Here is a 24775-nt window from a genome sequence, read left to right on the forward strand (position 1 = left end):
CGCTCAGCCAGGACGGCGGCGCGCTCAGATCGACGCAGCCTTGCGCGACCCTCAGCACGAAGCCGGCATCGACGGCCATGCGCAGCGTCTCTCCGGGCTGCAGACAGGTGGATTCGGGAAGCTCGGTGGTCATTGCAGGTGCCCTGTCGAAGTGTTGCAATGTCTTCATCGTAGGCAGCAGGCTGCCTCGACAACAGGCACAGAAGACGGCTTTTCAAGGCGCAACAGCGCTCTCGAGAACCCATCTGTTATGGTCCATTTCTCGCAAATCTGCATCTGTTTTCGCCGATCCGCCCGCGCGAGCATCGACCGCATGGAACCGCCACCGCTCTATCGCCAACTGGCCGGCCACTACCTGGACGCGATCCGCGCCGGTTCGCTGAAGCCGGGCGACAAGCTGCCCTCGCTGCGCAGCCTGATGCGCCTGCACGGCATCAGCCTGTCGACCGCGCTGCAACTGTGCCGCACGATGGAAGGCGAAGGCTGGGTCGACGCGCGCGAGCGATCGGGCTATTTCGTGAAGCGCCCGCGCCGGCTTACGATCGCCACCATGGACGAGCCCGCGACCGGCGTGGCGCCCGATCCGGCACAGTACGTCGGCATCCATTCGAAGGTGTCGGATTTCGTCGCACGGCGACGGCAGGGCGAGGTGCGGATCGACTTCTCGACCGCGCGCGGGGCGCCGGAGCTCTACCCAGGGCAGGCGCTGCGGGCGATCATGATGCGGCTGCTGCGGCAGCGGCCCGCGCTGCTCACCACGGCCGCACCCTCGCGCAGCCGCACGCCGTTGCGCGAAGCCGCCGCGCGGCGCGGCCTGCGCGTGGGCATGACCTTGTCGCCTGATGAAGTTCTGACCACCAACGGCTGCATCGAGGCGCTCAACCTCGCGCTGCGCGCGGTCGCCCAGCCCGGCGACACGGTGGCGGTCGAGTCGCCGACCTTCTACGGGCTGCTGCAAGTGCTCGAAAGCCTCGGCATGCGGGCGCTGGAGATTCCGACGAGCCCGCAGACCGGCCTGTCGGTCGAGGCGCTGGAGATGGCGCTCGATGCCTACGGCCACATCAAGGCCGTCGTTGTCGTGCCGCATCTGCAGAATCCGCTCGGCAGCGTGATGCCAGACGCGCACAAGGAGCGACTGGTCGCGCTGTGCGATCGGCACGGCGTGGTGCTGATCGAGGACGACACCTACAGCGAACTGCTGGACGCCGACACGCCGCCGCGCGCGATCAAGTCATGGGACCGCACGGGCAACGTGATCCATTGCGCCTCGCTGCACAAGATCCTCGCACCGGGCATGCGGCTCGGCTGGATCTCGGCCGGCCGCTGGCACAGCCGTGTGGAGATGCTCAAGTACACGCAGACGCGCAGCAACGAGGAGCTCTCGCAATGGGCGACCGGCGAATACATGAACACCGGCGCATACGACCGGCATCTGCGCCGCCTGCGCGAACGGCTCCGGCAGCAGCGCGAGCAGACGGTCGACGCGATCGCCGCGCACTTTCCCGCCGGCACGCGGCTGAACTACCCGCCCGGCGGATTGCAGGTGTGGGTGGAACTGCCCGATCGCTTGCCATCGATGACGGTCTTCGACGCCGCGCTGCGCGAGCGCATCCTGATCGCGCCCGGCACGCTGTTCTCCAACTCGTCGCGCTTCGATCACTACCTGCGCATCAATTGCGGCTGGCCCTACGACGACACCATCACGGCGGGCTTGCGCAGGCTCGGCGAGATCGTGGACGAATGCAGCGCGATGCCACGGATGGCCGCCTGATGGGCGGGATCGATCAGCCGCCTGCTTTCCCGGCCGCCTCGCCGTCGACCGCCTTCTGCACCGCCTTGTAGAAGTCCTCCCGCGCCGTCATCTCGGCGCGGGCCGTGGCCCCGCCGGCCCAGTTGCCATTGGAGGCGATCACCAGCCTGCGCCTCGGATCGATGAAGATGCCCTGGCCGAAGATGCCGCGCGCGGCGAAGCTGCCGTCGTCGTAGGTCCACCACTGGAAGCCGTAGCCACGGCTCGGTCGCCCGATATCCGCCTGCCGTGCGGTGGCCTGGGCCAGCCAGTCGGACGGCACGATCGGTTGACCACCGGCACGCGCACCATCGAGGATGAACTGCCCGAAGCGCGCGAAGTCGCGCGTGGCCGCTTGGATGCAGCAGCCGCTGATCTCTTGCCCAGTGCGGCTCAGGATCCATGTGGCCTGCTGTTCCATGCCGGCCGGCACCCAGATCTTCTCCGACAGGTAGCTCGCCAGTGGCTTGCCCGTGGCCCGCGCCACCAGCACGCCCACCAGATTGGTTTCGCCGGTGCTGTAGTTCCAGCGGGTGCCGGCCGGCGCCGCACGCGGCAACTTGCGAAGGTAGCTCACCAGCGCATCGACGCCTTCTTCTGGCTTGTGGTTGTTGAAGCGCGCCACGTCCGAATTCGGATCGGCGTAATCCTCGTTCCAGCGCACGCCGGAGGTCATGGTCAGCAATTGGCGGATGCTGACTTCGTCATAGGCCGAGCCTTTCATCTCCTGGATGTAGTCGCTGACCTTGTCGTCGAGGCTGCGGATCTGGCCGTCACGGACGGCGGCGCCGAGCAGCGTAGACGTGATCGACTTCGCCACCGAGAAGCTGGTCCAGCGCCCGTCGCGGTCGAAGCCCAGGCCGTAGCGCTCCAGGCGCAGCTTGCCATCGTGCAGGATCACGAGCGCGGAACTCCGTTGCTGCGCCATGTAGGCGTCGACGTCCAGCGGCAGCGCCAGCGGCGGGCCCGGCGGCAAGGGCGAAGGCTTGCTGCCGGCAGCGACGACGCGTGCCTTGGCCAGCACCGGCAACCTGTCGAGCGCCCGGAATGCCGCATCGCGCTGCGGCTGGCTCCAGAACAGTACGTCGCGGTCGGTCGGCAGCGTGGCGAGCAGCCCGCGCGTTTCCTTGTCCAGGTTGGACCAGCCTGCCGTGGCAGCGATGGCGGCGACGACGAAGGCCCCGAGAACGATCCTGCCAAGCTTCATATGGAGAATCCCGATCAGTCAACCAAGGCCAGCGCCCCGTAGTCCCCCACCCTGTCGCCGAGTCCGGCGGGCACGAGCAACGCGCCGCGCGTCAACGCCGCGAGCTTGCCATCGACCTGCGCTTGCAGGCGCGGCAGCAAGAAGTCGCGGTTGTTCCAGAACACGCTTCCACCCAGGCTGATGCGCTGCAGATCCAGCGTGGCGATCAGGTTGTAGAGCATGCGCCCCATGATCCGGCACAGCGCGTCGGTGGTCACCAAAGCCTGCGGCTCGCCGCGCGCGGCGGCGGCGAACAGGTCGGCCGCGGGCTCGCCAAAGCGCCGCGCGATGCCGTTGCCTGCTGCGAGTGCCTCCACGTCGCCGTGGTTGCCGCAGCCGCACAGCGCGCTGTTGTCGTCGTCGGAAACGAAGCTGTGGCCCGCATGGCCCGCGTTGCCGTTCTTGCCGTGCAGCACGCGGCCATCGACGCACAGGCCGACGCCGACGCCGGTGCTCCAGGTGACGTAGGCGCAATGATCGACGCCTTGCAGCGCACCCCAGCGGCGTTCGGCCTCCAGCGCGGCAACTGCATCGTTCTCGACCCGCACGCGGCCGAAACTCTGGCGCAGCGGTGCTTCGAGCAGCGCGGTCATCCACTGGTTGGGCAGTCCACGCGCGGGGCCGGCGATGCCGCCGCAGATGTTCGGGGTCGCGAGTTCGACCACGCCGTCGCGCAGTTCGAAGGGGCCGGCGGTCGAGACGCCGACGCAGTCCACGCTCGCGGCGCCGATGCGCTGCTCCGCGCAGACTTCCTCGATCAGCCGGATGATCTGCACCGCGACGGCGTCGTTGTCGCCGGTCTTGGCGGTAGGCTCGCTGCGGCGGCCGAGAAGGGGCGACACGCTGTCGGCCGACAGGCTCACGGCGACCTTGGTGCCACCGAGATCGACACAGGCTCTCATCGAATCAGATCCATCGTGCGACCAGGGCCGCGATCATGCTCAGCAACACCGTGCTCGCGATCGGCAACTGCCAGTTGCGACCGAAGGCACGGAACTCGAAATCGCCGGGCAGCCGCCCGAAGCCGAAGCGCCGCAGCCAAGCCGTGAGCCCGCTCATCAGAACCAGCGCGAGGACGACGACGATCAGCCAGCGAATCATGGCAACAGTTTAGACCGCGAGCAGGTCCAGCGCCTGTCGGTGAAGGTCGCGCGTGGCGGCGGCGACCACGCGGCCGTCCGACTGCAGGCCGAGCGGCCGGCCCTCCCAGTCGGTGACGATGCCGCCGGCCGCCTCGATCAGCCCGGTCGGGCCGAGGTAGTCGTAGGGCTGCAGGCCGGTCTCGACCACCAGGTCGATGGTGCCGCCCGCCAGCTGAGCGTAGCCGTAGCAGTCGCCGCCGAAGCGGCGCATCGCGCAGCGCCGGCTCAGGCGGTCGAAGGCCTGCCAGTCGGCGGGATTGAAGATGTCGGGCGAGGTGGTCACGATCCGGGCCTCGGCGACGGCGCTGCAGCGGCTGGCGCGAACCGCCTCGCCGTTGCGCTGGGCACCCTGGCCGGCCTGCCCGATCCAGCGCTCGCGGAGCACCGGCATGTCGACCATGCCGAGCTCGATCTTGCCGCCGCTCAGCAGCGCGATCAGCGTGCCCCAGAGCGGCGAGCCGGTGATGAAGCTGCGCGTGCCGTCGATCGGGTCGAGCACCCAGACCCGCTCGGCGTCGACGCGATCCAGGCCATGTTCCTCGCCGAAGATGCCGTCGGCCGCGCGCTCGGCGCCGAGGATCTCGCGCATCGCGGTCTCGGCCGCGCGGTCGGCCTGGGTCACCGGGCTTTCATCGGCCTTCGAGATGACGTCCAGCGGGGTGCGGAACAGGCGCAGCGAGTGCGAGGCCGCCGCATCGGCCAGTGCGTGGGCGACGCGCAGGTCGTCGGCCGGAGTGAAGGTGGAACTCATGGGTGGATTAGAACCCAGCTCCCGCGCTGCGATCGCCGTCAGAGGGTGTGGCTGCGGTCGCCTTCGGCGAATCCGACCGCCTGCCACGGCTCCCCCACGGCGAAGCCGGCCACCTTGAACAACTCGCCCATCTCGTGCTCGTGGATCAGCCGCGCCGCCATCGCGCGCTCGGCCAGCGAAGCCGCCTCCATCATCGGCAGGATGCCGGCATTGAGCAGGAACCTGGCCTGGCTGCAATAGCCGAGCACCTCGAGGCCGGCCTCCTGTCCGGCCAGCGCCACCCCGGTGAAGTTGACGTGGGCCGTGATGTCCTTGGCGCCGACGTCGGCCAGCGGATCGCCGTCGGCCTGGTGGGCGCGGTGGCACATCACGGTGCCCATGTGGCGCTGCGGGTGGTAGTACTCGGCCTCGGGGAAGCCGTAGTCGATGAAGAAGGCGGCGCCCTGTTTCAGGCGGTCGGCCAGCGTCGCTACGAAGGCCTCGGCCTGGGGATGGATCTCGGTCAGGTAGTCGTGCGCGCCTTCGATCTCGAGCGGCGGCCGCAGCGCGGTGGGCCGGTCGTTCCAGGCGAAGCCCTGGTCCTGGCGGACCACGCCACGTTCGTGCCACTGGCCGCCCTTGCGCACCAGCAGTTGCACCGGCATGGCATCGAGCACTTCGTTGCCGACCACCACGCCGCGCATTTCCGTTGGCAGTTCGGCCAGCCATTCGACCTTGCCGGCGTGCTGCGCGAGCGTCTGCTGCTGGCGCTCACGCAGCGTGCCGGACAGGTCGACGATGCGATAGCGCTCGACCCGGTCGCCGAGCGCATCGAGCAGTTGCAGCGCGAGCGCTCCGGTGCCGGCGCCGAACTCCCAGACCTCCCGCGTCGCGGTCTTTTCGAGCGCCTCGGCCAGCTGCACCGCCAGGGTGCGGCCGAACAGCGGCGTCAGTTCCGGCGCGGTCACGAAATCGCTGCCCGAGGCCGGCATCCGGCCGAACTTTCGGCTCGCGCTCGCGTAGTAGCCGAGCCCCGGCGCGTACAAGGCCAGGGCCATGAAGCGGTCGAATGGCAGCCAGCCGCCGGCTCTCTGCAGCGCGGCATCGATAATCTTGATCAACGGGGTGGCGCGTTCGGCGCCCTGCTCCAGGTTCATAAATAAGAGGAATCTATCAGGATGGCTGAATCGACCCAACGCCGAGGCGTGCTCGTGACCGGCGGCGGCCAACGACTGGGCGCCGCAGTCTGCGAGGGGTTCGCGCGCGCGGGCTGGCGGGTGTGCTGCCAGTACCGCGCCTCACGGGCGCAGGCGCTGGCATTGTGCGCGCGCCTGCGCGACGAAGGCCACGAGGCCAGCGCGATCGAGGCCGACATCGGCAGCGAGCCGGGCCGGATCGCGCTGGTCGACCAGGCCTCGCTCGAAGGGCCGCTGTCTTGCATCGTCAACAATGCCTCGGCCTTCGAACCCGACACCGGGCTCGACTTCGACGCCGACGCCGCCCTGCGCCAGCTCGGCGTGAACCTGATCGCGCCGCTGTCCTTCGCCCGGCTGCTGGCGAAGCGCGCCATGCCCGGCGACGGCATCGACCGCTCGGCGATCCATGTGCTGGACCAGAAGGTCTACAACCTGAACCCCGACTACTTCTCCTACACCGTGTCCAAGCTGGCGCTGGAGCGCGCCGTGGCGCTGCAGGCGCAGTCGCTGGCGCCGGCGCTGCGGGTCTGCGGCGTGGCGCCGGGCATCCTCTACCCGAGCGGCCCGCAGACCGAAGCCAACTTCGCCCGGGCCTCGCAGGCCAACCTGCTGCGCCGCGCCATCGATCCGGCCGATGTCGCGCGAACCTGCGTCTTCCTGGCCGGCACGCCCAGCGTGACCGGAACCACCCTTTGCGTCGACAACGGCCAGCACCTGGTGCCGCTCGCGCGCGACGTCATGTTCGTCGTCGACGACCTGCTGAAAGCCTCTTCTCCATGACCACCGCTGCCCTCGACCCCCTCTTGCTCTCGTGCCGACGCGTCTTCCTGCGCGACTACGAGGTCTGGATCAACATCGGCGTGCACGAATTCGAGAAGCGCGCCGAGCAGCGCGTGATCATCAACGTCGACCTCTACGTGCCGCTCGACGTCTCGACACCGAAGTCCGACGAACTCGACGAGGTGGTCGACTACGACTTCATCCGGCGGACCGTCGCCACGCGCCTGAGCAAGGGCCACATCCACTTGCAGGAAACGCTCTGCGACGACATCCTGACGCAGGTGCTGGCGCATCCGAAGGTGCAGGCCGCGCGGGTGTCGACCGCCAAGCCCGATGTGTATCCCGACTGCGATGCGGTCGGTGTCGAAGTTTTCAGGAGCAAGTGAATGAGCGCCGTATGGATTGACGAGCCAGCGTCCCCCAGCAATCTCAAGATCGAGCGCGAGACCCACAAGCTCGAGAAACGGCTGTGCCGCGAGGTCGGCCGCGCGATCGTCAACTACAACATGATCGAGGAAGGCGACAAGGTCATGGTCTGCGTCTCGGGCGGCAAGGACAGCTACGGGCTGCTCGACATCCTGCTCAAGCTGCGGGCCCGGGCGCCGATCCACTTCGACATCGTGGCGGTCAACCTCGACCAGAAGCAGCCGGGCTTCCCCGAAGACGTGCTGCCGGGCTACCTGACGGCCCTGGGCGTGCCCTTCCATATCGAGGAGCAGGACACCTACTCGATCGTCAAGCGCGTGATCCCTGAAGGCAAGACCACCTGYGGCCTCTGCAGCCGGTTGCGCCGCGGCATCCTGTACCGCGTGGCCGACGAACTGGGCGCCACGAAGGTCGCGCTGGGCCACCACCGCGACGACATGCTGCAGACCTTCTTCCTGAACATGTTCTTCGCCGCCAAGCTGAAGTCGATGCCGCCGAAACTCGTGAGCGACGACGGCCGGCACATCGTGATCCGGCCGCTGGCCTACGTGGGCGAGAAGGACCTGGTCCGCTGGGCGCAGCACCGCGAGTTCCCGATCATCCCGTGCACCCTGTGCGGCAGCCAGGAGAACCTGCAGCGCAAGCAGGTCGGCGAGATGCTGCGCGACTGGGAACGCAGGTTCCCGGGCCGGATCGAAAACATGTTCAACGCCATGCAGAACATCGTTCCCTCCCACCTGCTCGACGCCAAGGCCTTCGACTTCAAGGGGCTGCAGGCGACCGGGGTGGCCGACGAAGAGGGGGACAAGGCTTTCGACGCCCCGGAATTCCCGGCGCCCTCGGCGCTTCGCATCGTGCAGGTCTGACATGAAGAGCGCGCTCGCGTTGCTGCTGGTGGCCATTGGCCTCGCCGGCTGCGCCACGAGCTGGGTGGTCGACAGCGATGTGAGGAGCTTTTCCAGCATGGCCGGCGTGCCCGCGGGCGCGACCTACCGCTTCGAGCGCCTGCCTTCGCAGCAAGCCGACGAGGCGGCGCAACAGCAACTGGAGGCGATGGCCGGTTCGGCACTCGACGGCGTGGGCCTGCGGCACGACGACAGCGCTCCGCAGTTGAGCGCACTGATCGGCGCCCGCGTGACCGCCGAGCTCTCGCCCTGGGCCGACCCCTGGCTGGTCGGGGGGCCTTGGCCGGGATGGGGCTACGGCCGCTGGGGGCCGGGACCGGGCTGGGGGCCCGGCGGCTGGTATGGCGCCGGCTGGTACGGCGCAGGCTGGTACGGACCGGCGTTCGGGCCGCCGCCCACCCCCTGGTTCGTGCGCGAGGTCAGCATCGTGCTGCGCGAGCTGCCTTCCAACCGCGTGGTCTACGAAACGCATGCCCGCAACGACGGACCGTACAACAACAGCGCACGCATCCTGCCGGTGATGTTCCAGGCAGCGCTGCAGGGCTTTCCGAATCCCCCGCAAGGCATCCGCCGGGTCGACATCGAGCTGCCGCGCGCCACCCGGCAGAACTGAAGGGTTTATCCCTAGAATCGGTCGAGATGGAGGCCACCCGAGTCATCGCCGTACGCCATGGCGAAACCGCCTGGAACGTCGACGCCCGCGTCCAGGGCCAGCTCGACATCGGGCTCAACGACACCGGGCTCTGGCAGGCGGGCCGAGTCGCCCGGGCGCTCGAGGACGAACAGATCGGAGCGATCTACGCCAGCGACCTGTCGCGCGCCTGGCAGACCGCGCAAGCGATCGCCCGCGCGCGCGACATCGAGGTGGCCGCCGAACCCGGCCTGCGCGAGCGCTCCTTCGGTCGGTTCGAAGGCCGCACCTTCGCCGACATCGACGCCAGCCTGCCGGCCCAGGCCCGGCTCTGGCGCACGCGGGATCCCGAATTTGCACCGGAAGGGGGCGAGTCACTGCTCACTTTCAGGGATCGAGTCACGTGCACGGCATCCCGGCTGGCGGCCTTGCATCCGGGCGAACTGGTGGTCCTGGTCGCCCATGGCGGCGTGATGGACGTGCTCTACCGCGCGGCCACCGGCCAGGAACTGCAGGCGCCGCGCACCTGGCACTTGGGAAACGCCGCCATCAATCGCCTGCTCTGGACGCCGCAGGGCTTCACGCTGGTCGGCTGGGGCGACATCGGCCATCTAGACGCAGGATCGCTCGACGAAGCCACGGCCTGAACGCAGCGTGAGCAAATAGAACTTTCCTATGAGTTCCCGGGATCAGCTTGGCGATTCCATTACGACATTTGTATTCAATTTGTAAAAAGGAGGTCAGAATCGTCACCGGGCGATGGCTTCGTCAATGCATTAGTGGAAACCAAATGCATCGAATGTTGCAGGACCTCCAAACGACATAGGCTGGCCGACATGGCTTTCGTCAGGTGGTGTGATAGGCGCTCAGAGGGCAACATAGGCTCTAGGTCGGTTTGAATGCTTTGTGACTACTAACTTGGTCGGATACATGTTTGCGGGCTTTCACACAACAACGATTTCTTGAAGGCATCGCGTTTTTTCTCAGCGGAGGCACCCGTTCATGGCCCCAGGACCTCAACCCACTTCCCGGCTCTCGGCCGAGCCGCCGCTGTCGCTCGCCGACCTTTTCGTCCCCCGCCCCGACCCGCAAGGCCCGGCCCTCCCGGCGGCCAGCCTCGACATTCCCGCCGCCCTCGCCGCGCGATGGGCAGAGCAGAGCCGCACTGCCGGTTTCCTGCCGGACACGCTCTTCGCTGCAGCATGGGCGCTGCTTCGCTCCCGCTGGTTGGGCACTTCCGCGGGCGACGGCGACGACCTCCGCGCGCAACAATGGCTGTCGGTGATCGACCGGACCCGGCGCGAACGCCTCGATCCGGATGACGCAGCTTCGCTGCAACCGGACTTCCAGGCCATCGACGACCAGCGCGCCGTGCTGCGCCTGACCGGCGCAGCGTCCCTGATGGACCCAGAGGGCGAACGGGCCGTTCTCGTGGCCATCGCCGACACCGCCGCCGACCTGCTCGACCGGCCGTCGGCCAGCCTGCACGAGATCCGCACCCTGCCCGCCCTCGACCGGCAGCAACAGCTCCACGCCTGGAACACGGCGCCCTCCCCCTATGACGCCACGCTGACCGTGCATGCGATGTTCGACCGCCAGGTCGCGGCGCACGGCGACGCGGTCGCGCTGGTCGGCGAAGACGGTGTCCTGCGCTACCGCGAGTTGGCGGATCGTGCCGAACTCTTCGCCCGCCGCCTGCAGGCGCGGGGGGTTCGGGCCGGCGACACCGTCGGCGTGCTGCTCGATCGATCGAGCGCCGCGGTGGTCGTGCTGCTCGGCATCCTGAAGGCCGGTGCCGCCTACGTGCCGGTGCAGCCCGACTTCCCGGCCGAACGAATCGCGTTCATGTTCTCCGACGCCGACGTCCGCCTAGTCCTGACCCAGGCCGTCTACAAGGCGCTGGTCCCGAGCGACCGGCCGCTGCTCTGCATCGACGAAGAAGCGGCCGGCGAGACTTCGCTGCCCCCGTTGGCGAGCGTCGCGGCCGAGGGTGAATCCGTGGCCTACGTGATGTACACCTCGGGCTCGACCGGCACCCCCAAGGGCATCGAGATCTGCCATCGCGCCATCCTGCGTCTCGTGGTCGATGCCCACTACGTCGAACTGCTGGCCTGCGAAGCGATGCTGCATGCAGCGCCGCTCGGCTTCGACGCATCGACGCTGGAAATCTGGGGTCCCCTGCTGAACGGCGGCGTTTGCGTGGTGCACGACGAGCAGGTGCCCACCGGCGCCGGACTCGCGCGCACGATCGCGCAGCACGCGGTACAGACCGCTTGGCTCACGGCCGCCCTCTTCAACGCCGTGGTCGACGACGAGCCGGCACAACTCGCCGGCCTGCGCCAGTTGCTGATCGGCGGCGAGGCGCTGTCGGTGCCGCACGTGCGGCGCGCGCTGGCGGCGATGCCTTCTCTGGCGCTGATCAACGGCTACGGCCCGACCGAGTGCACCACCTTCGCGGCGACCCACCGCATCCCGCACGACCTACCGGCCGACGCCCGTTCGGTGCCCATCGGCCGCCCGATCAACGACACCACGCTGCGCGTTCTGAGTCCCTCGATGGCGATGCTGCCCGCCGGCCTCGTCGGCGAGCTGTGCATCGGCGGCCGCGGACTGGCGCGCGGCTACCTGCGGCGCCCCGACCTGAACGCCGAACGCTTCGTCGACGATCCCTTCGGCGCCCCCGGTGAACGCCTCTACCGCACCGGCGACCAGGCGCGCTGGCTGGCCGACGGCAGCATCGAGTACCTCGGCCGCATCGACGGCCAGGTGAAGATCCGTGGCCACCGCATCGAGACCGGTGAGATCGAAGCGGCGCTGCTCGCGCATCCCGGCATCAAGTCATGCGCGGTGGTGCCGCGCAAGGACGCTGCAGAGCACCTGCGACTGGTTGCCTACCTGGTGGCGCGGGGCCCGGAGATTCCGTGGACGGCGCTGCGCACGCACCTGGCCGACCGCCTGCCCGAGCCCATGCTGCCGGCGGCGCAGGTCTGGCTGGCCCAACTGCCGGTGACGACCAACGGCAAGCTCGACCGCCGGGCGCTGCCGGAGCCCGCGCGGCAGCGGCCCGCGCTCGCCCAGACCTTCGAAGAACCGCGCAACGATGCGGAACGCCGCGTCTGCACGGCCTTCGCGCGCGCCCTCCAGATCGAGCCGGTGGGCCGCAGCGACAACTTCTTCGATCTCGGCGGCGATTCGCTGCTGGTGCTCAAGGTGCTGCGCGAGCTCCAGCAAGGCAGCCAGCGCCGCCTGTCGGCCAACCTCTTCTTCCGCCAGCCGACGCCCGCCGCGCTGGCCGCCAGCCTGCAGGACGATGCGCCTGCTGCAGCGGCCCGGCGCGCCGCAGCCGCGAGGCCGGCGGCCCCAGGCGATGCGGAGCCCGTGGCGCTGGTCGCCATGGCCGGCCGCTTCCCGGGCGCCGCCGACGTCGAGCAGTTCTGGGACAACCTGATGGCCGGTCGCGAGTCGATCAGCTTCTTCGACGACGCCACGCTGGACGCCGGCGTCAGCGCCGCCCTGCGCGCCGACCCGCTCTACGTGCGCGCACGCGGCGTCATCGACGACATCGAGCAGTTCGACGCCGCCTTCTTCGGCATCAACCCGAAGGAAGCCGAGCTGATGGACCCGCAGCAGCGCGTATTCCTCGAGATCTGTTGGGAATGCCTCGAGCGCGGCGGCTACGTGCCCGACCAGGCACCCGGCCCGGTCGGCGTCTTCGGCGGCATGTACAACGCGAGCTACTTCCAGCGCCATGTCGCGACCCGGCCCGAACTAATCGAGATGGTGGGCGAGTTCCAGGTGATGCTGGCCAACGAGAAGGACTACATCACCACGCGCGTGGCGAACCGGCTGAACCTGACCGGCCCCGCGGTCAGCGTGCACACCGCCTGCTCGACCTCGCTGGTGGCCATCGCGCAAGCCTTCTTCGCGCTGCGCACCGGCCAGTGCCGCATGGCGCTCGCCGGTGGCGCCTCGGTCACCTGCCCGCCGCGCAGCGGCTATCTCTACAACGAGGGATCGATGCTGTCGCCCGACGGCCATACCCGCAGCTTCGACGCCGGCGCCAAGGGCACCGTCTTCAGCGACGGCGCGGCGGTGGTGCTGCTCAAGCGGCTCTCCGACGCGATCGCCGACGGCGACACCATCTATGCCGTGCTGCGCGGTGCGGCCGTCAACAACGACGGCGGCGCCAAGGCCAGCTTCACGGCGCCGAGCGTGGACGGCCAGGCCGCGGTGATCGAGGCCGCGCTGGCCTCGGCCGGCGTCGACCCGCGCAGCATCTCCTATGTCGAGACGCACGGCACGGCGACGCCGATGGGCGACCCGATCGAGGTCGAGGGACTCACGCGCGCCTATGCAGCGCACACCAGCGACACCGGCTTCTGCACCATCGGCTCGGTGAAGAGCAACGTCGGCCACATGGTGACCGCCGCGGGTGCGGCGGGCATGATCAAGGCCGCGCTCGCGATGCACTTCGAAGCCATTCCGGCCAGCCTGCACTACGAGGCGGCAAACCAGGCCATCGAATTCGACGCCACGCCCTTCCGCGTCAACAGTCAATTGCGCCCATGGCGACGTGAAGACGCGCCGCGCCGGGCCGGCGTCAGCGCCTTCGGTGTCGGCGGCACGAACGCCCACGTGGTGATCGAAGAAGCGCCGCTGCGCGCACCGTCCGACCCCGCGACCGGCGCCCAGTTGCTCACGCTGTCGGCGCGCTCGCCGGCGGCGCTCGGCGTCGCCGCCGCGCGCCTAGCCGAACATCTCGATGCGCACTGCGAGTCGTCGCTGGCCGACGTGGCCCACACCCTGCGCGTCGGACGCAAGCAGTTTGCCCACCGCGCCGTCGTGGCCGCGGAATCGGTCGAGGAGGCGATCGCCGCCTTGCGCAACGCCGACTCGCCCTTGCGCGCCGCTGCATCGCTCAACGCCTGGCTGCCGCAGCCGGTCTTCATGTTCCCAGGCCAGGGCGCCCAGTACGCCGGCATGGGCCGGACGCTGCATGCCGAAGACCCGGCCTTCCGCGCCGCCTTCGACGACTGCATCCGCTGCTTCGACGGCCTACTCGACTTCGACCTCCGCGAGCGCATGTTCACCGACGATGCCGCGGCGCTGACCCCGACCTCGGTCACGCAGCCGGCCACCTTCGTGCTCGAATATGCGCTGGCCCGCCAGTTGATGGCGCTCGGCGTCGAGCCTGCAGCCATGATCGGACACAGCGTCGGCGAGTTCGCTGCCGCGGTGCTGGCCGGCGTGATGCGGCTCGACGACGCGGCGCGGCTGGTCGCCCGGCGCGGCGCGCTGATGCAGGCGCTGCCGGCGGGCACCATGCTCTCGGTCCGCATGGCCGCCGCAGACCTGCTGCCGCTGCTGCCCGACAACATCTCCCTGGCGGCGGACAACGGCCCCGCCGTCTGCGTCGCTGCGGGCCCGAGCGATGCCATCGAGGCGCTGCGCGCCGCGCTCGAAGCCAAGGGCATCGTCGCCAGGACGCTGCAGACTTCGCACGCCTTCCACTCCGCGATGATGGACCCCGCGGTCGCGCCCTTCGAGGCCCTGTTGCGCGAGACCCCGCTCGCCGCTCCCGGCGTGCCGATCTACTCCACGCTCACCGGCAAGCTGCTGACTGCCGACGAGGCCACCGACCCGCGCTACTGGGCCCGCCACCTGCGCGAGACGGTGCGCTTCTCGCCCGCCGTGCGCGAAGTGCAGGCCCAACTCGCGCATCCGCTCTTCATCGAGATCGGTCCGCGCAACACGCTCGCGATGCTGGTGCGCCAGCATGCGACCAAGGCGCAGCCCGCGGCCGCCGCCGCGCTGCTGGCCGACCGGCCGGCCGGCGAAAGCGCCGCCTGGCGCCTCGGCGCCGGACGGCTCTGGACCCAAGGCGTCGAGATCGACCTCGGCGCGCTGGACCCACGCGGGCGCAAGCACCGCCTGCGCCTGCCCACCTATCCGTTCGAGCGCAAGCGCTTCTGGGTCGACATCGCCGTCGCCCCCGCGGCACCGGCGCTCGCGTCGCTTTCTTCCACATCCGTGCCACCGACCCCTTCGATTCCGGAGTTGACAATGACCGCCGCTGCAGCCACTTTCGCACCGCCCGCGCGCCGCGCCGACCTCGTCACGCGCCTGCGCGAACTGTTCGAGAACCTGTCGGGCATCGACATGGCCGACGTCGAGGGCGCCGCGCCCTTCGTCGAGATCGGCCTGGATTCGCTCACGCTCACGCAAGCCGCGATGCAGGTCAAGAAGACCTTCAAGGTCAACCTCACGTTCCGGCAGCTGATGGAAAGCTATCGCAGCTTCGACGCGCTGGCCGAATTCCTCGATGCCACGCTGCCGCCCGATCCGGTCTCAGCCCCTGCGGTCGCCGCGGCGCCGGTGGCTGCCGTGCAGCCCGCGATGGCGCAAGCGCAGCCAGCGGCTGCCGCGATGGCGCTGCCGGTGATGCCGCCCATGGCCGGCAATGGCAACCTGGTGCAGCAAGTCATCGCGCAGCAGATGCAGCTGATGCAACAGCAACTCGCATTGCTGTCGGCGGCGCCGACGGCTCCGGCCAGCCCCGTGCTGCCGGTGCCGGCGGTGGAGCAAACCACGCCCATGGCCACCGCCGCGGCCACGGCGTCCAATCCCGATCCCGAGGAGGCCGTCGTCACGCCCAAGTACGACGTCAAGAAAGCCTTCGGCGCGATCGCACGCATCCACACGCAGAGCAAGGAGCCGACCGAGCGCCAGAAGGCGCGTCTGGCCGCCTTCATGCGCCGCTACGTGGAGCGCACCGGCAAGAGCAAGGCCTTCACCGAGCAGAACCGGCCTCACATGGCCGACCCGCGCGTGGTCAACGGCTTCCGACCGGCGACGAAGGAGATCACCTACCAGATCGTGATCGAGCGCTCCAAGGGCTCTCGCCTGTGGGACATCGACGGCAACGAATACGTCGACACGCTCAACGGCTTCGGCATGAACCTCTTCGGCTGGACGCCGGACTTCATCAACGAGGCGGTGAAGAAGCAGCTCGACCTGGGCTACGAGATCGGCCCGCAGCATCCGCTGGCCGCCGACGTCACCCGGCTGCTGTGCGAGCTCACCGGCTTCGACCGCGCCGCCCTCTGCAACACCGGCTCGGAAGCGGTGATGGCGGCGATCCGCATTGCCCGCACCGTCACCGGCCGGAGCACCGTGGTGGTGTTCTCCGGCTCCTACCACGGCACCTTCGACGAAGTGCTGGTGCGCGCCGGCCGCAACCACAAGGGCATGTCGGCCGCGCCGGGCGTGCTGCAGGGCATGTTCGGCGACATCCGCGTGCTCGACTACGGCACGCCCGAGTCGCTGGAGTTCATCCGCGCCAACGCCGACGACCTGGCCGCCGTGCTGGCCGAGCCGGTGCAGAGCCGCCGGCCCGACTTCCAGCCGCGCGAATTCCTGCGCGAGGTGCGGGCCATCACCGAGAAGTCCGAGACCTGCCTGATCTTCGACGAGGTCATCACCGGCTTCCGCTCGCACCTGGGCGGCGCCCAGGCGGTGTTCGGCATCCGCGCCGATCTCGCCACCTACGGCAAGGTGCTCGGCGGCGGCTTCCCGGTCGGCGTGATCGCCGGCAAGCGCGCCTACATGGACGCGCTCGACGGCGGCGCCTGGAAGTACGGCGACGATTCCGTGCCGACGGTGGGCGTCACCTACTTCGCCGGCACCTTCGTGCGGCATCCGCTCGCGCTCGCCGCGTCCAAGGCAGCCCTCGAGTACCTGAAGCAGGACAACAACAAGCTGCAGACCCAGTTGAACCTGCACACCGCGGCGATGGCCGACGAACTGTCGGCCTTCTGTCGCGAGGTCGGGGCGCCAATCGAGATTCGCTACTTCTCCTCGCTGTGGCGCGTGAGCTGGCTCGAGGACCACCCGCTGCAGGATCTGCTGTTCGCCATGATGCGCAGCCGCGGCGTGCACATCCTGGACAACTTCCCCTGCTTCATGACCACCGCGCACACGCAGCAGGACATTGCCCTCATCAAATCGGCCTTCAAGGAATCGGTGGCCGAACTGCAGGAAACCGAGTTCCTGCCGCGTCTGGCGCGCAGCGACGCCGAGGTGCTCGACAGCGCCAAGCCGCCGGTGCCCGGCGCGCGCCTGGGCCGCGATGCCAGCGGCAAGGCTGCGTGGTTCGTCCCGAACCCGCAACAGCCGGGCAAGTACATGCTGGTGCGCTGAAAAACCGCGCAACCTCTAGAGCAAACCCATGAACGATATGACCCTGCCACCGTTGCCCGAGTCCCAATCCGTGGACTACGACCCCTTTGGCGCCACCGAGGTTCAGCGCGTCGTGCCGACCACCGAGGCGCAGCGCGAGATCTGGCTGGCCGACCGGCTGTCGCCGGATGCCTCGCTGGCCTACAACGAATCGATCTCCCTGGTGATGGAGGGCGCGCTCGAACTGGCCGCGCTGGAACGTGCACTGCAGCTACTGGCCGACCGGCACGAGGTGCTGCGCTCCAACATCGGCCCCGAGGGTACCGAGCTCTATGTCGCCGCCCACGTGCCGCTGCCGCTGCAAACGATCGACCTGTCGGCGCTGGACGCCGATGGGCGTGCCGCCGGCCTGCAGGCGCAGCGCGCGCAAGCCGTCACGCAGCACTTCGACCTGGATTGCGACGTGCTGATCCGCGCCACCTTGGTGAAGCTCGATCCCGCCAGCCATGAGTTGATCCTGACGGCACACCACATCGTCTGCGACGGCTGGTCCTTCGGCGTCATCGCCAGCGAGCTGATGCAGCTCTACCGCGACGGCCAGGCCTCTGCGCTACCACCGGCGCCGGGTTTTTCCGACTACGCCTTCGCCCTTTCGCAACCGGAGGCGCTGCGCGAACGGGCCCAGGACGAAGCCTACTGGGTCGCCAAGTACGACCGCTCGGTGCCGGCCATCGACCTGCCGACCGACCGCGCCCGCGCCGCGCTGCGCACCTTTGCCGCGCGCCGCGAGGACATGGTGTTCGGCGCGCAGCGGCTGGAGCGGGTGCGCCGCTTCGGCTCCAGCCAGGGCGCCACCCTGTTCGGCACCTTGCTGGGCGTTTTCGCCGGCCTCGTCAGCCGCTTGGGCGGCCACAGTGACCTGGCGCTCGGCATTCCGGTGGCCGGCCAACTGGCCGAGGGACAGGAAGGCCTGGTGGGCCACTGCGTCAACCTGCTGCCGATCCGGCTGGCGGCCGACATGGACGAAGACGCCGGCGCACTGGTGCGCAATGCCAGCACCGCACTGCTGGACGGCTTCGAACATTCGAAGATGACCTTCGGCAGCCTGCTGAAGCGCCTGCAGATTGCGCGCGATCCGAGCCGCGTGCCGCTGGTGCCGGTGATGTTCAACGTGGAAGCCGGAATCGCCTTCCCCGAGATGTCGGACGAACAGCTGAAGGTGCGGGTGCACTCCAATCCGCGCCTCTACGAGAACGCCGAGATCTTCCTCAACATCGTCCAGGTCGACGGCAGCCTAGTGCTGGAGTGCCAGTACAACAGCGACCTGTTCGATGCGCAAACCATCAAGCGCTGGCTCTCCCTGTACTGCGAGGCGCTGGACCGCTGCGCCGCCGATCCGGCGATCAGCGCCGCTGCGGCCTTTGCCCCGACCGCGCAGGAAGCGGCCACGCTGGCCATCTTCAACGGCGCCAAGGTCGACTACGACGCGAGGGCGCGCATCGAATCCCTCTTCGACGCCCAGGCCGCGGCCCGGCCCGACGCCATCGCCCTGAGTTGCGGCAACCGGCAGCTGCCCTACGCCCAACTGCAGCAGCGTGCGAACGCGGTGGCCACGCAGCTGCGCGCCCTGGGCGCTGGCGCGGGCGACCTGGTGGGCCTGTGCTGCGACCGCAGCGAACACATGATCGTGGCGCTGTACGGCATCCTGAAGTCGGGCGCCGGCTTCGTGCCACTGGACCCCACCTTCCCGATCGAGCGCCTGGCCTTCATGGCCGAGGACGCCGGCCTGCGCCACATCGTGGGCGACGACAGCACGCTGGCGCACTGGCAGGCCACCGGCCGCGCCACCGTCAATGCGGCGCAAGTCACGCCGAGCGCCGAGGCGCCAGCTTCGGCGGGCACGTCCGACAACGTGGCCTACGTGATCTACACCTCCGGCTCGACCGGCCGGCCCAAGGGCGTGATGGTGCCGCACCACGCGGTGCAGAGCCTGCTGGCCGGGCTGCGCGTCATGCCCGGCGTGCAGCAGCATCATGTGATGCTGGCGGTGACCACCCTGTCCTTCGACCTCTCGGTGTTTGAGGACATCCTGCCGCTGACCCTGGGTGCGCGCATCGTCATCGCCGACCGCCCGACCACCAAGGACGGCGACAAGCTTCGCGAGCTGATCGAGCGCGAACAAATCACCTGCATGGGCGCCACGCCCTCCACCTGGCGCCTGCTGCTGGCCACCGGCTGGCAGGGGCGCGGCGACATGCTGGCCGTGTGTTGCGGCGAGCCGCTGCCGCCCGAGTTGGGGCGCGAGCTGCTGCCGCGCGTAGGCGCGCTCTGGAACGGCTACGGCCCGACCGAGACCACCGTGTTCTCCAACTTCCACCGCCTGGAAGAACCGATCCCGCCGCTGGTGCCGATCGGCAAGCCGGTGGCCAATGCACAGGTGCACATCCTGGACGCCAAGCAGCGTCCGCTGCCGATCGGCGTGATGGGCGAGATCTTCATCTCCGGCGCCGGCGTGACGCAGGGCTACTTGAACCGCCCCGAACTCACGGCCGAGCGCTTCCTCGATGCGCCCACCACCGAGGACCCGCAGCGCCGCTGGTACCGCAGCGGCGACCTGGGCCGCTGGCGCGCCGATGGCCTGGTGGAGTGCAAGGGCCGCACCGACCAGCAGATCAAGATCCGCGGCTACCGCATCGAGCTGGGCGAGATCGAGGCCAATCTGGCCACCCACCCGGCCCTGGAGCGGGTGGTGGTGATCACCCGCGAAGACCAGCCCGGCGACGTGCGCATCGTGGCCTACGTGGTGCCGCGCGGCCCCATGCCCGACGTGGCGCAGCTGCGCGAGCACCTGGGCCGCATGCTGCCCAGCTACATGATTCCGCAGCACTTCGTGCCGATGACGACGTTGCCCCTCTTTGCCAGCGGCAAGTTCGATCGCCAGTCGCTGCCGGCGCCGGACGCCGGCCAGGCGGCCAAGAGCCTCGGCCAGCGCATTGCGCCGCGCAACGAGGACGAGCGCGCGGCGCTCACGATGATGGAAGAGGTGCTGAACCTGCCGGGGCTCAGCGTCGATGACGACTTTTTCGCGTTGGGCGGCCACTCGCTGCTCGCCGCACGGCTGACGGCGCGCCTGAACCGGGAGCTGCACCTTCAGTTGCCCTTCCGCACCCTGTTCGAGGCGCCCACGGCCGAGAAGCTGGCGCGTGCGCTGGCGGCGGCGCGTGCATCCAACGCGCCGCGCCGCGATCCACTGGTGCACGACGCCGCCCGCCGCAGCGCGCCGATGACGCCGATGCAGGAGCGCATCCGCTTCATGGAGCAGCTGCACCCGGGCCGGCCGGTCTACAACGCGCCCTCCGGCCACCGCTTCTCCGGGCCCCTGGACGTGGACAAGTTCCGCGCCGCCTTTGCCCAAGTGGTGCGCCGCCAGCCGACCCTGCGCACCTACATGTCCAACGACGAGGATGGCCTCGGCATTCAGGCCATCGCCGACCAGGTGGACTACGAGATGCCGCTCACCGACCTGAGCGGCCTGCCCGAAGCGCTGCGCGAAGCCCGGCTGACGGAAGAGATGCAGCGCGTGGCCGACTCCTCCATGGACATCCATCAGGCGCCCCTCTTCCGAGTAGCCCTGTTCAAGGTGAGCGACCAGGACCATGCCTTCGCCTTCGTGCCGCACCACCTGATCTGGGACGGCTGGTCCTTCGACCTGCTGCAGATGGAACTGGCCGAGATCTACGGCGCTCTGGTGCGCGGCGAGCAGCCGCAACTGCCGGCATTGCCCATGAGCTATGGCGACTACGCCCAGTGGTACCAGAACTGGCTGACCCAGGAAGAATGCGCCGGCCAACTGCACTTCTGGAAGGAACGCTTTGCCAAGGCACCCGTGCCGGTGGCGGCCCAGACCGATATGCCGCGCGGCATCGGCGCCAGCGGCGAAGGGCGGCCCCACTGGATCCGCATCGAGCGAGAAGCCTCGGAGCAGCTGCGCGCGTTGGCCCGCCAGGCCGACCTCACGCTCAACATGCTGATGATGGCCACCTACAGCCTGATGATGGGCCGCGCGATCGACACCGATTCGGTGGTCATCGCGGTGCCGGTGCGCGGTCGCGAGGCGCCCGAGCTTGAAAAGGTGATGGGCTTCTTCACCAACCTGCTGCTGGTGCAGTTGCAGATCGACGGCACGCAGCGCTTTGTCGACTATGCGCGCTACGTCAAGGAAGAGCTGCTGGCCGTCACCAGCCACCAGCAGATTCCCTTCGAGCGTGTGGTGGCCGAGCCAGAGGTCAGCGCCCGTACCACCGGCGCCGGCCCCTACCACGCCCTGTTCTCCTTTCAGGATGCGCGCGAGCGCCCCAGCGACTTCGGCGCCGGTCTCACGCATCGCCAGTTGCACCTGCGCCAGCGCGGCGCCACCGACGACCTGGGCCTGTGGCTGATGGACAAGCCGCACGGCATGGAGGGCGCGATCATCTACAACGCCGACATCTACCTGCCCGAAACCGGCGAGGCCTTCCGCGATCGCTTCCTCGAGTTGCTGCAGAAGGTGGCGCGATCGCCCGAAGCCCCGGTGGCCGAGCTGGCCGACCCGGCCGGCTCCGCCGCCGCCCAGGTGCTGACGCGCCTGAAGGCCGATGGCGCCCGAGCCAGCTCGACGCAGCAGGCGCGCCTGGCGGCGCAGCGGCCGCCCAACGGCCACCAGGAACTGCTGATGCCGGAGCAGGCCCAGCTCGCGCAGATCTGGGCCTGCGTGCTGGGCATCGACGTCAACGACATCCACCCGACCGACAACTTCTTCGACCTGGGCGGCGACTCGCTCCTGGCCATGCGCGCGCTGCAACAGGCCGAGCAGGCCCTGGGCTTTCGGGTCGAGGCGCGCCGCTATGTCTTCGAGACGCTGGGGCAGCTCGCATCGGCAGCGGCCGGCACCCCCCTCGACGCAGCGGCCGCGGCGGGCGGCATGCTGGCCACGGCACTGGCGGAGACCGGTTCCCGGCGCGGGCTGCTCGGGCGCGTGTTCTCGGGCTGGGGCCGCAAGAGCTGACGAGGCCCCCGTGTCGATCAGCCCGCTGCACTTCGACACCCCCTGCCTGCTCTGGCAGGTCGACCTCGACGCGCCCCCTGAGCCGGCCTACGTGGCCTGCCTCTCGGAGGCCGAATGGGATCGCGCCCGCCGCTTCGTGTTCCGGCGCGACCGCGAGCGCTTCGTTGCCGCGCACGCCGCCCTGCGGCAGATCCTCTCGATTCGAAGCGGCATCTCGGCGGCCTTGCTGGAGTTCGACCAGGGCGAGTTCGGCAAGCCGTCGCTGGTGGGCCAGGCGGACCTCCGCTTCAACCTGAGCCACAGCCAGTCGGTGGCGCTGATCGCGGTCCACGAAGAAGCCGACGTCGGGGTTGACGTCGAGGTGCTGAGGCCGATGCCCGATGCCCTGGCGCTCGCCGCGACCTGTTTCACGCCCGACGAGATCCGGTTCTTGCAGGCACTGCCGAGCGATGCCCGGGACCACGCCTTCCTGGTCGGCTGGACCCGCAAGGAAGCCTGCCTCAAGTCGCTGGGACTCGGACTGTCGGCCGATCCGACATGCCTGGAAGTGGGACTCGAGATCGCACCGCGGCGCGTTCGCTACACTGCGGAGGATCGTGTTCAACTCATGCGCGTGATGTCGGTGCCCCTGGGTGCGGGCATGGTTGGCGCGCTCGCCTTCGAGACCGAAGCCACGCAGGCAGCTGTCGCCAGGACAAACCCGGCGGCGCTGGAGATTCTTCGATGACTCCTTTCTATTTCGGCCCGCCCGAGCGCAGGCTGTTCGGCATCTACCACTCGCCCCAGCGAGAGAATGAATCCTGTCCGGCGCTGTTGATGTGCAGCCCCTTCGGTCATGAGTCGATTCGCGTTCATCGCCTGTTCCGGGTCCTGGCAGACCGGATCGCCCGGCTCGGGGTCGCGGTCCTGCGCTTCGACTTCTTCGGCAACGGCGAATCCGGTGGCGACGACGAAGAGGGCGAGATGAAGGGCTGGCAGTTCGATCTGCTCAAGGCCCACGAGGAACTGGTGCGCCGCTCGGGTTCGCAGCAGCTGACCTGGCTCGCAGCGCGGCTGGGCGCCACACTGGCGCTCCAGGCCGCACGCCATGCGGAGGGACTGACACGGTTGATCCTCTGGGAGCCGATCCTCGATGGCCCTGCCTACGTGGAGGAACTTCACGCCGGGCAGCTCGCGATGCTCGAAGTGGGCTACTACGCCAAGAACCCCGCGTGGTATGAGCGCCACGATCCCGACGACGGCGTCCGGATCACCGAGGCGCTAGGCCACCGGGTCAGCGGCGCGCTGGCCGCACAATGGGCAGCGCTGAGTCCGGAGTCGATCACGCTCGATGTCGCCCTGCCGGCGACCGTCTTCGCCCCGCCGCAGGACGAGCGTACGCGCCAATGGTGCGCCCGCCAGACTTCCCGCGGCCGCACGGTCACCCATGAGGCGCTCGAGCACCCGATCGTCTGGACAGCCGATCCGATTCCCAACCAGGCCATCGTGCCGGTTGAGGTGACGCGCCGAATTCTTTCGCTCATCCGATGAACGACTATCGAGACGAACCCATCCTCTTCGGACCCGAGCAGCGGCTCTTGGGCGTGGTCACGCGGCCGCTCGGCAACTCCCTGGCAGGCGTCGCCTGCCTGATGTTCAACTTCGGCGTCACGCATCGCGCCGGCCCGCGCCGTATCCAGGTCAAGCTGGCGCGACGGCTGGCACGGCAAGGCGTCGCGTCGCTGCGATTCGACCTTTCGGGACTCGGTGACAGCCTGTCGGCGCAGACCGCGCTGGGCTTCGAGGAGCAGGCCCTCGAAGACTTGCGCCTCGCGGTCGACCAGATCGAGCAGCAGCTCGGCATCCGGCAGGTGATCGTCATCGGCCTCTGCTCGGGCGCGATCCAGGGGCTGCAGGYCGCGCTCCAGGACCCCCGAATCAACGGCCTGCTGGCCTTCGACGGCCACCGGTTCACGAGCCGCAGCGCCAGGCTGATGGTCCGGATCCGGCGCTTCATGCGCTTTCCGGTGGCCCAGACGCGCCACTGGATCGATCGCCTGCGCGGCACCGACCGGCCGCCGGAGGGCGACCTGCTGGGCAACGGCGTGCAGACACAGCCAATGACGCCGGAACTCTTCAGGCAGGCCATGGACACCCTGGTGGCCAGGGGCGTGGCGGTGTACCTGGTGTTCTCCGGCACGGTGCAGAGCCGCGACCGCGACAAGGACCAGTTGCACGGTCTGCGCGGATCCGCCTTCCTGGAGCAGGTACGCTACGAATTCATGCCGAACCTGGACCACTCGTTCACCGAGCTCGCAGGCCAGGCGTTCTTCCTCGATGCGGTGTGCCTGTGGTTGAAGGCAATCCAGGACAAGAGGGCCGAGCCGGCAGCCGCCGCGACAGCCGATGCCGCGGCGCAGACGATGACCATCGAAATGGTCATGCGCCCGGAAGCATTGGCGGCTGGCTGACGCGCGCGCCTCAGGCGTGTGCCGGGCCCGAAGAGGCAACCGCCTCCGAAGGCAGTTCCTGCAGCGGCCCGCTGCCGCTGTAGCGGTCGAGCGACAGGTAGATCGCGGGCGTGATGTAGAGCGTGATCACCTGCGAGAAGAGCAGTCCGCCGACCACCGCCACGCCCAGCGGCTGACGCAGCTCGGCGCCGGCGCCGAGGCCCAGCGCCAGCGGCAGCGCGCCCATCATCGCGGCCAGCGTGGTCATCAGGATCGGAC

The 24775-nt window shown here is 69.1% G+C and carries 17 protein-coding genes; 11 read left to right on the plus strand and 6 right to left on the minus strand.

Going from position 1 to position 24775, the window contains the following annotated elements:
- Positions 1–313 precede the first annotated feature (313 nt).
- Positions 314–1771, plus strand: coding sequence for an aminotransferase-like domain-containing protein (locus AC1DY5_RS07850; RefSeq protein WP_478110458.1), 1458 nt, complete (start codon positions 314–316; stop codon positions 1769–1771).
- Positions 1772–1784: 13 nt separating this feature from the next.
- On the opposite strand, the gene AC1DY5_RS07855 is transcribed toward AC1DY5_RS07850, so the two are convergent.
- The 5 genes from AC1DY5_RS07855 to AC1DY5_RS07875 are packed head-to-tail and all read right to left on the minus strand — an operon-like array spanning position 1785 to position 6064.
- Positions 1785–2996 (minus strand): serine hydrolase domain-containing protein, encoded by a 1212-nt coding sequence (locus tag AC1DY5_RS07855; RefSeq protein WP_478110461.1) that lies wholly within the window; start codon positions 2994–2996, stop codon positions 1785–1787.
- Between the two features lie 14 nt (positions 2997–3010).
- Positions 3011–3937 carry an ROK family protein gene (locus AC1DY5_RS07860; RefSeq protein WP_478110463.1) on the minus strand — a complete coding sequence of 309 codons (927 nt, stop codon included), beginning with the start codon at positions 3935–3937 and terminating at the stop codon, positions 3011–3013.
- Positions 3938–3941: 4 nt separating this feature from the next.
- Positions 3942–4136, minus strand: coding sequence for a DUF2905 domain-containing protein (locus tag AC1DY5_RS07865; RefSeq protein ID WP_478110465.1), 195 nt, complete (start codon positions 4134–4136; stop codon positions 3942–3944).
- Positions 4137–4145: 9 nt separating this feature from the next.
- A complete protein-coding gene (gene hisN / locus AC1DY5_RS07870) occupies positions 4146–4928 on the minus strand; it encodes a histidinol-phosphatase (protein ID WP_478110467.1) in 783 nt (260 codons plus the stop codon).
- 38 nt (positions 4929–4966) lie between these two features.
- A complete protein-coding gene (locus tag AC1DY5_RS07875; protein WP_478110469.1) occupies positions 4967–6064 on the minus strand; it encodes a class I SAM-dependent methyltransferase in 1098 nt (365 codons plus the stop codon).
- Positions 6065–6085: 21 nt separating this feature from the next.
- Between AC1DY5_RS07875 and AC1DY5_RS07880 the strand changes: the two genes are divergently transcribed.
- From AC1DY5_RS07880 to AC1DY5_RS07925, 10 genes are all read left to right on the plus strand, one after another.
- On the plus strand, positions 6086–6883 hold the full coding sequence (locus AC1DY5_RS07880) for an SDR family oxidoreductase (protein ID WP_478110471.1): 798 nt from the start codon (positions 6086–6088) through the stop codon (positions 6881–6883).
- Positions 6880–7269: a dihydroneopterin aldolase gene (locus AC1DY5_RS07885; protein WP_126837247.1), complete on the plus strand. Its 390-nt coding sequence runs from the start codon at positions 6880–6882 to the stop codon at positions 7267–7269. The genes AC1DY5_RS07880 and AC1DY5_RS07885 overlap by 4 nt, the downstream gene beginning before the upstream one ends.
- Positions 7270–8175 (plus strand): tRNA 2-thiocytidine(32) synthetase TtcA, encoded by a 906-nt coding sequence (ttcA, locus tag AC1DY5_RS07890; RefSeq protein WP_478110473.1) that lies wholly within the window; start codon positions 7270–7272, stop codon positions 8173–8175.
- Position 8176: 1 nt separating this feature from the next.
- On the plus strand, positions 8177–8827 hold the full coding sequence (locus tag AC1DY5_RS07895; protein ID WP_478110475.1) for a DUF4136 domain-containing protein: 651 nt from the start codon (positions 8177–8179) through the stop codon (positions 8825–8827).
- A gap of 26 nt (positions 8828–8853) precedes the next feature.
- Positions 8854–9492, plus strand: a complete 639-nt coding sequence (locus tag AC1DY5_RS07900) for a histidine phosphatase family protein (RefSeq protein ID WP_478110477.1) — start codon at positions 8854–8856, stop codon at positions 9490–9492.
- A 355-nt stretch (positions 9493–9847) separates the two neighbouring features.
- Positions 9848–17044, plus strand: coding sequence for an amino acid adenylation domain-containing protein (locus tag AC1DY5_RS07905; RefSeq protein ID WP_478110479.1), 7197 nt, complete (start codon positions 9848–9850; stop codon positions 17042–17044).
- Between the two features lie 28 nt (positions 17045–17072).
- Positions 17073–22067 carry an amino acid adenylation domain-containing protein gene (locus AC1DY5_RS07910; protein WP_478110481.1) on the plus strand — a complete coding sequence of 1665 codons (4995 nt, stop codon included), beginning with the start codon at positions 17073–17075 and terminating at the stop codon, positions 22065–22067.
- Positions 22068–22077: 10 nt separating this feature from the next.
- Positions 22078–22794, plus strand: a complete 717-nt coding sequence (locus AC1DY5_RS07915) for a 4'-phosphopantetheinyl transferase family protein (protein WP_478110483.1) — start codon at positions 22078–22080, stop codon at positions 22792–22794.
- Positions 22791–23597 carry a serine aminopeptidase domain-containing protein gene (locus AC1DY5_RS07920; RefSeq protein WP_478110485.1) on the plus strand — a complete coding sequence of 269 codons (807 nt, stop codon included), beginning with the start codon at positions 22791–22793 and terminating at the stop codon, positions 23595–23597. Before AC1DY5_RS07915 ends, AC1DY5_RS07920 begins: the two co-directional genes overlap by 4 nt.
- Complete coding sequence (locus AC1DY5_RS07925; RefSeq protein WP_478110488.1) at positions 23594–24517, plus strand: alpha/beta fold hydrolase; 924 nt, start codon at positions 23594–23596, stop codon at positions 24515–24517. The genes AC1DY5_RS07920 and AC1DY5_RS07925 overlap by 4 nt, the downstream gene beginning before the upstream one ends.
- Positions 24518–24527: 10 nt before the next feature.
- Here the strand turns inward: AC1DY5_RS07925 and AC1DY5_RS07930 are convergent.
- Positions 24528–24775 (minus strand): efflux RND transporter permease subunit (locus tag AC1DY5_RS07930; protein WP_478110490.1); only part of this gene is annotated, 248 nt, incomplete at its 5' end.

Source organism: Variovorax sp. P4_D9 (assembly GCF_056401695.1).

What these genes read in the sequence shown, in the direction of transcription:
- AC1DY5_RS07850 (WP_478110458.1), top strand. Translation starts at nt 314, where the DNA reads ATGGAACCGCCACCGCTCTATCGCCAACTGGCCGGCCACTACCTGGAC.
- AC1DY5_RS07855 (WP_478110461.1), bottom strand. Translation starts at nt 2,996, where the DNA reads ATGAAGCTTGGCAGGATCGTTCTCGGGGCCTTCGTCGTCGCCGCCATC.
- AC1DY5_RS07860 (WP_478110463.1), bottom strand. Translation starts at nt 3,937, where the DNA reads ATGAGAGCCTGTGTCGATCTCGGTGGCACCAAGGTCGCCGTGAGCCTG.
- AC1DY5_RS07865 (WP_478110465.1), bottom strand. Translation starts at nt 4,136, where the DNA reads ATGATTCGCTGGCTGATCGTCGTCGTCCTCGCGCTGGTTCTGATGAGC.
- hisN (WP_478110467.1), bottom strand. Translation starts at nt 4,928, where the DNA reads ATGAGTTCCACCTTCACTCCGGCCGACGACCTGCGCGTCGCCCACGCA.
- AC1DY5_RS07875 (WP_478110469.1), bottom strand. Translation starts at nt 6,064, where the DNA reads ATGAACCTGGAGCAGGGCGCCGAACGCGCCACCCCGTTGATCAAGATT.
- AC1DY5_RS07880 (WP_478110471.1), top strand. Translation starts at nt 6,086, where the DNA reads ATGGCTGAATCGACCCAACGCCGAGGCGTGCTCGTGACCGGCGGCGGC.
- AC1DY5_RS07885 (WP_126837247.1), top strand. Translation starts at nt 6,880, where the DNA reads ATGACCACCGCTGCCCTCGACCCCCTCTTGCTCTCGTGCCGACGCGTC.
- AC1DY5_RS07895 (WP_478110475.1), top strand. Translation starts at nt 8,177, where the DNA reads ATGAAGAGCGCGCTCGCGTTGCTGCTGGTGGCCATTGGCCTCGCCGGC.
- AC1DY5_RS07900 (WP_478110477.1), top strand. Translation starts at nt 8,854, where the DNA reads ATGGAGGCCACCCGAGTCATCGCCGTACGCCATGGCGAAACCGCCTGG.
- AC1DY5_RS07905 (WP_478110479.1), top strand. Translation starts at nt 9,848, where the DNA reads ATGGCCCCAGGACCTCAACCCACTTCCCGGCTCTCGGCCGAGCCGCCG.
- AC1DY5_RS07910 (WP_478110481.1), top strand. Translation starts at nt 17,073, where the DNA reads ATGAACGATATGACCCTGCCACCGTTGCCCGAGTCCCAATCCGTGGAC.
- AC1DY5_RS07920 (WP_478110485.1), top strand. Translation starts at nt 22,791, where the DNA reads ATGACTCCTTTCTATTTCGGCCCGCCCGAGCGCAGGCTGTTCGGCATC.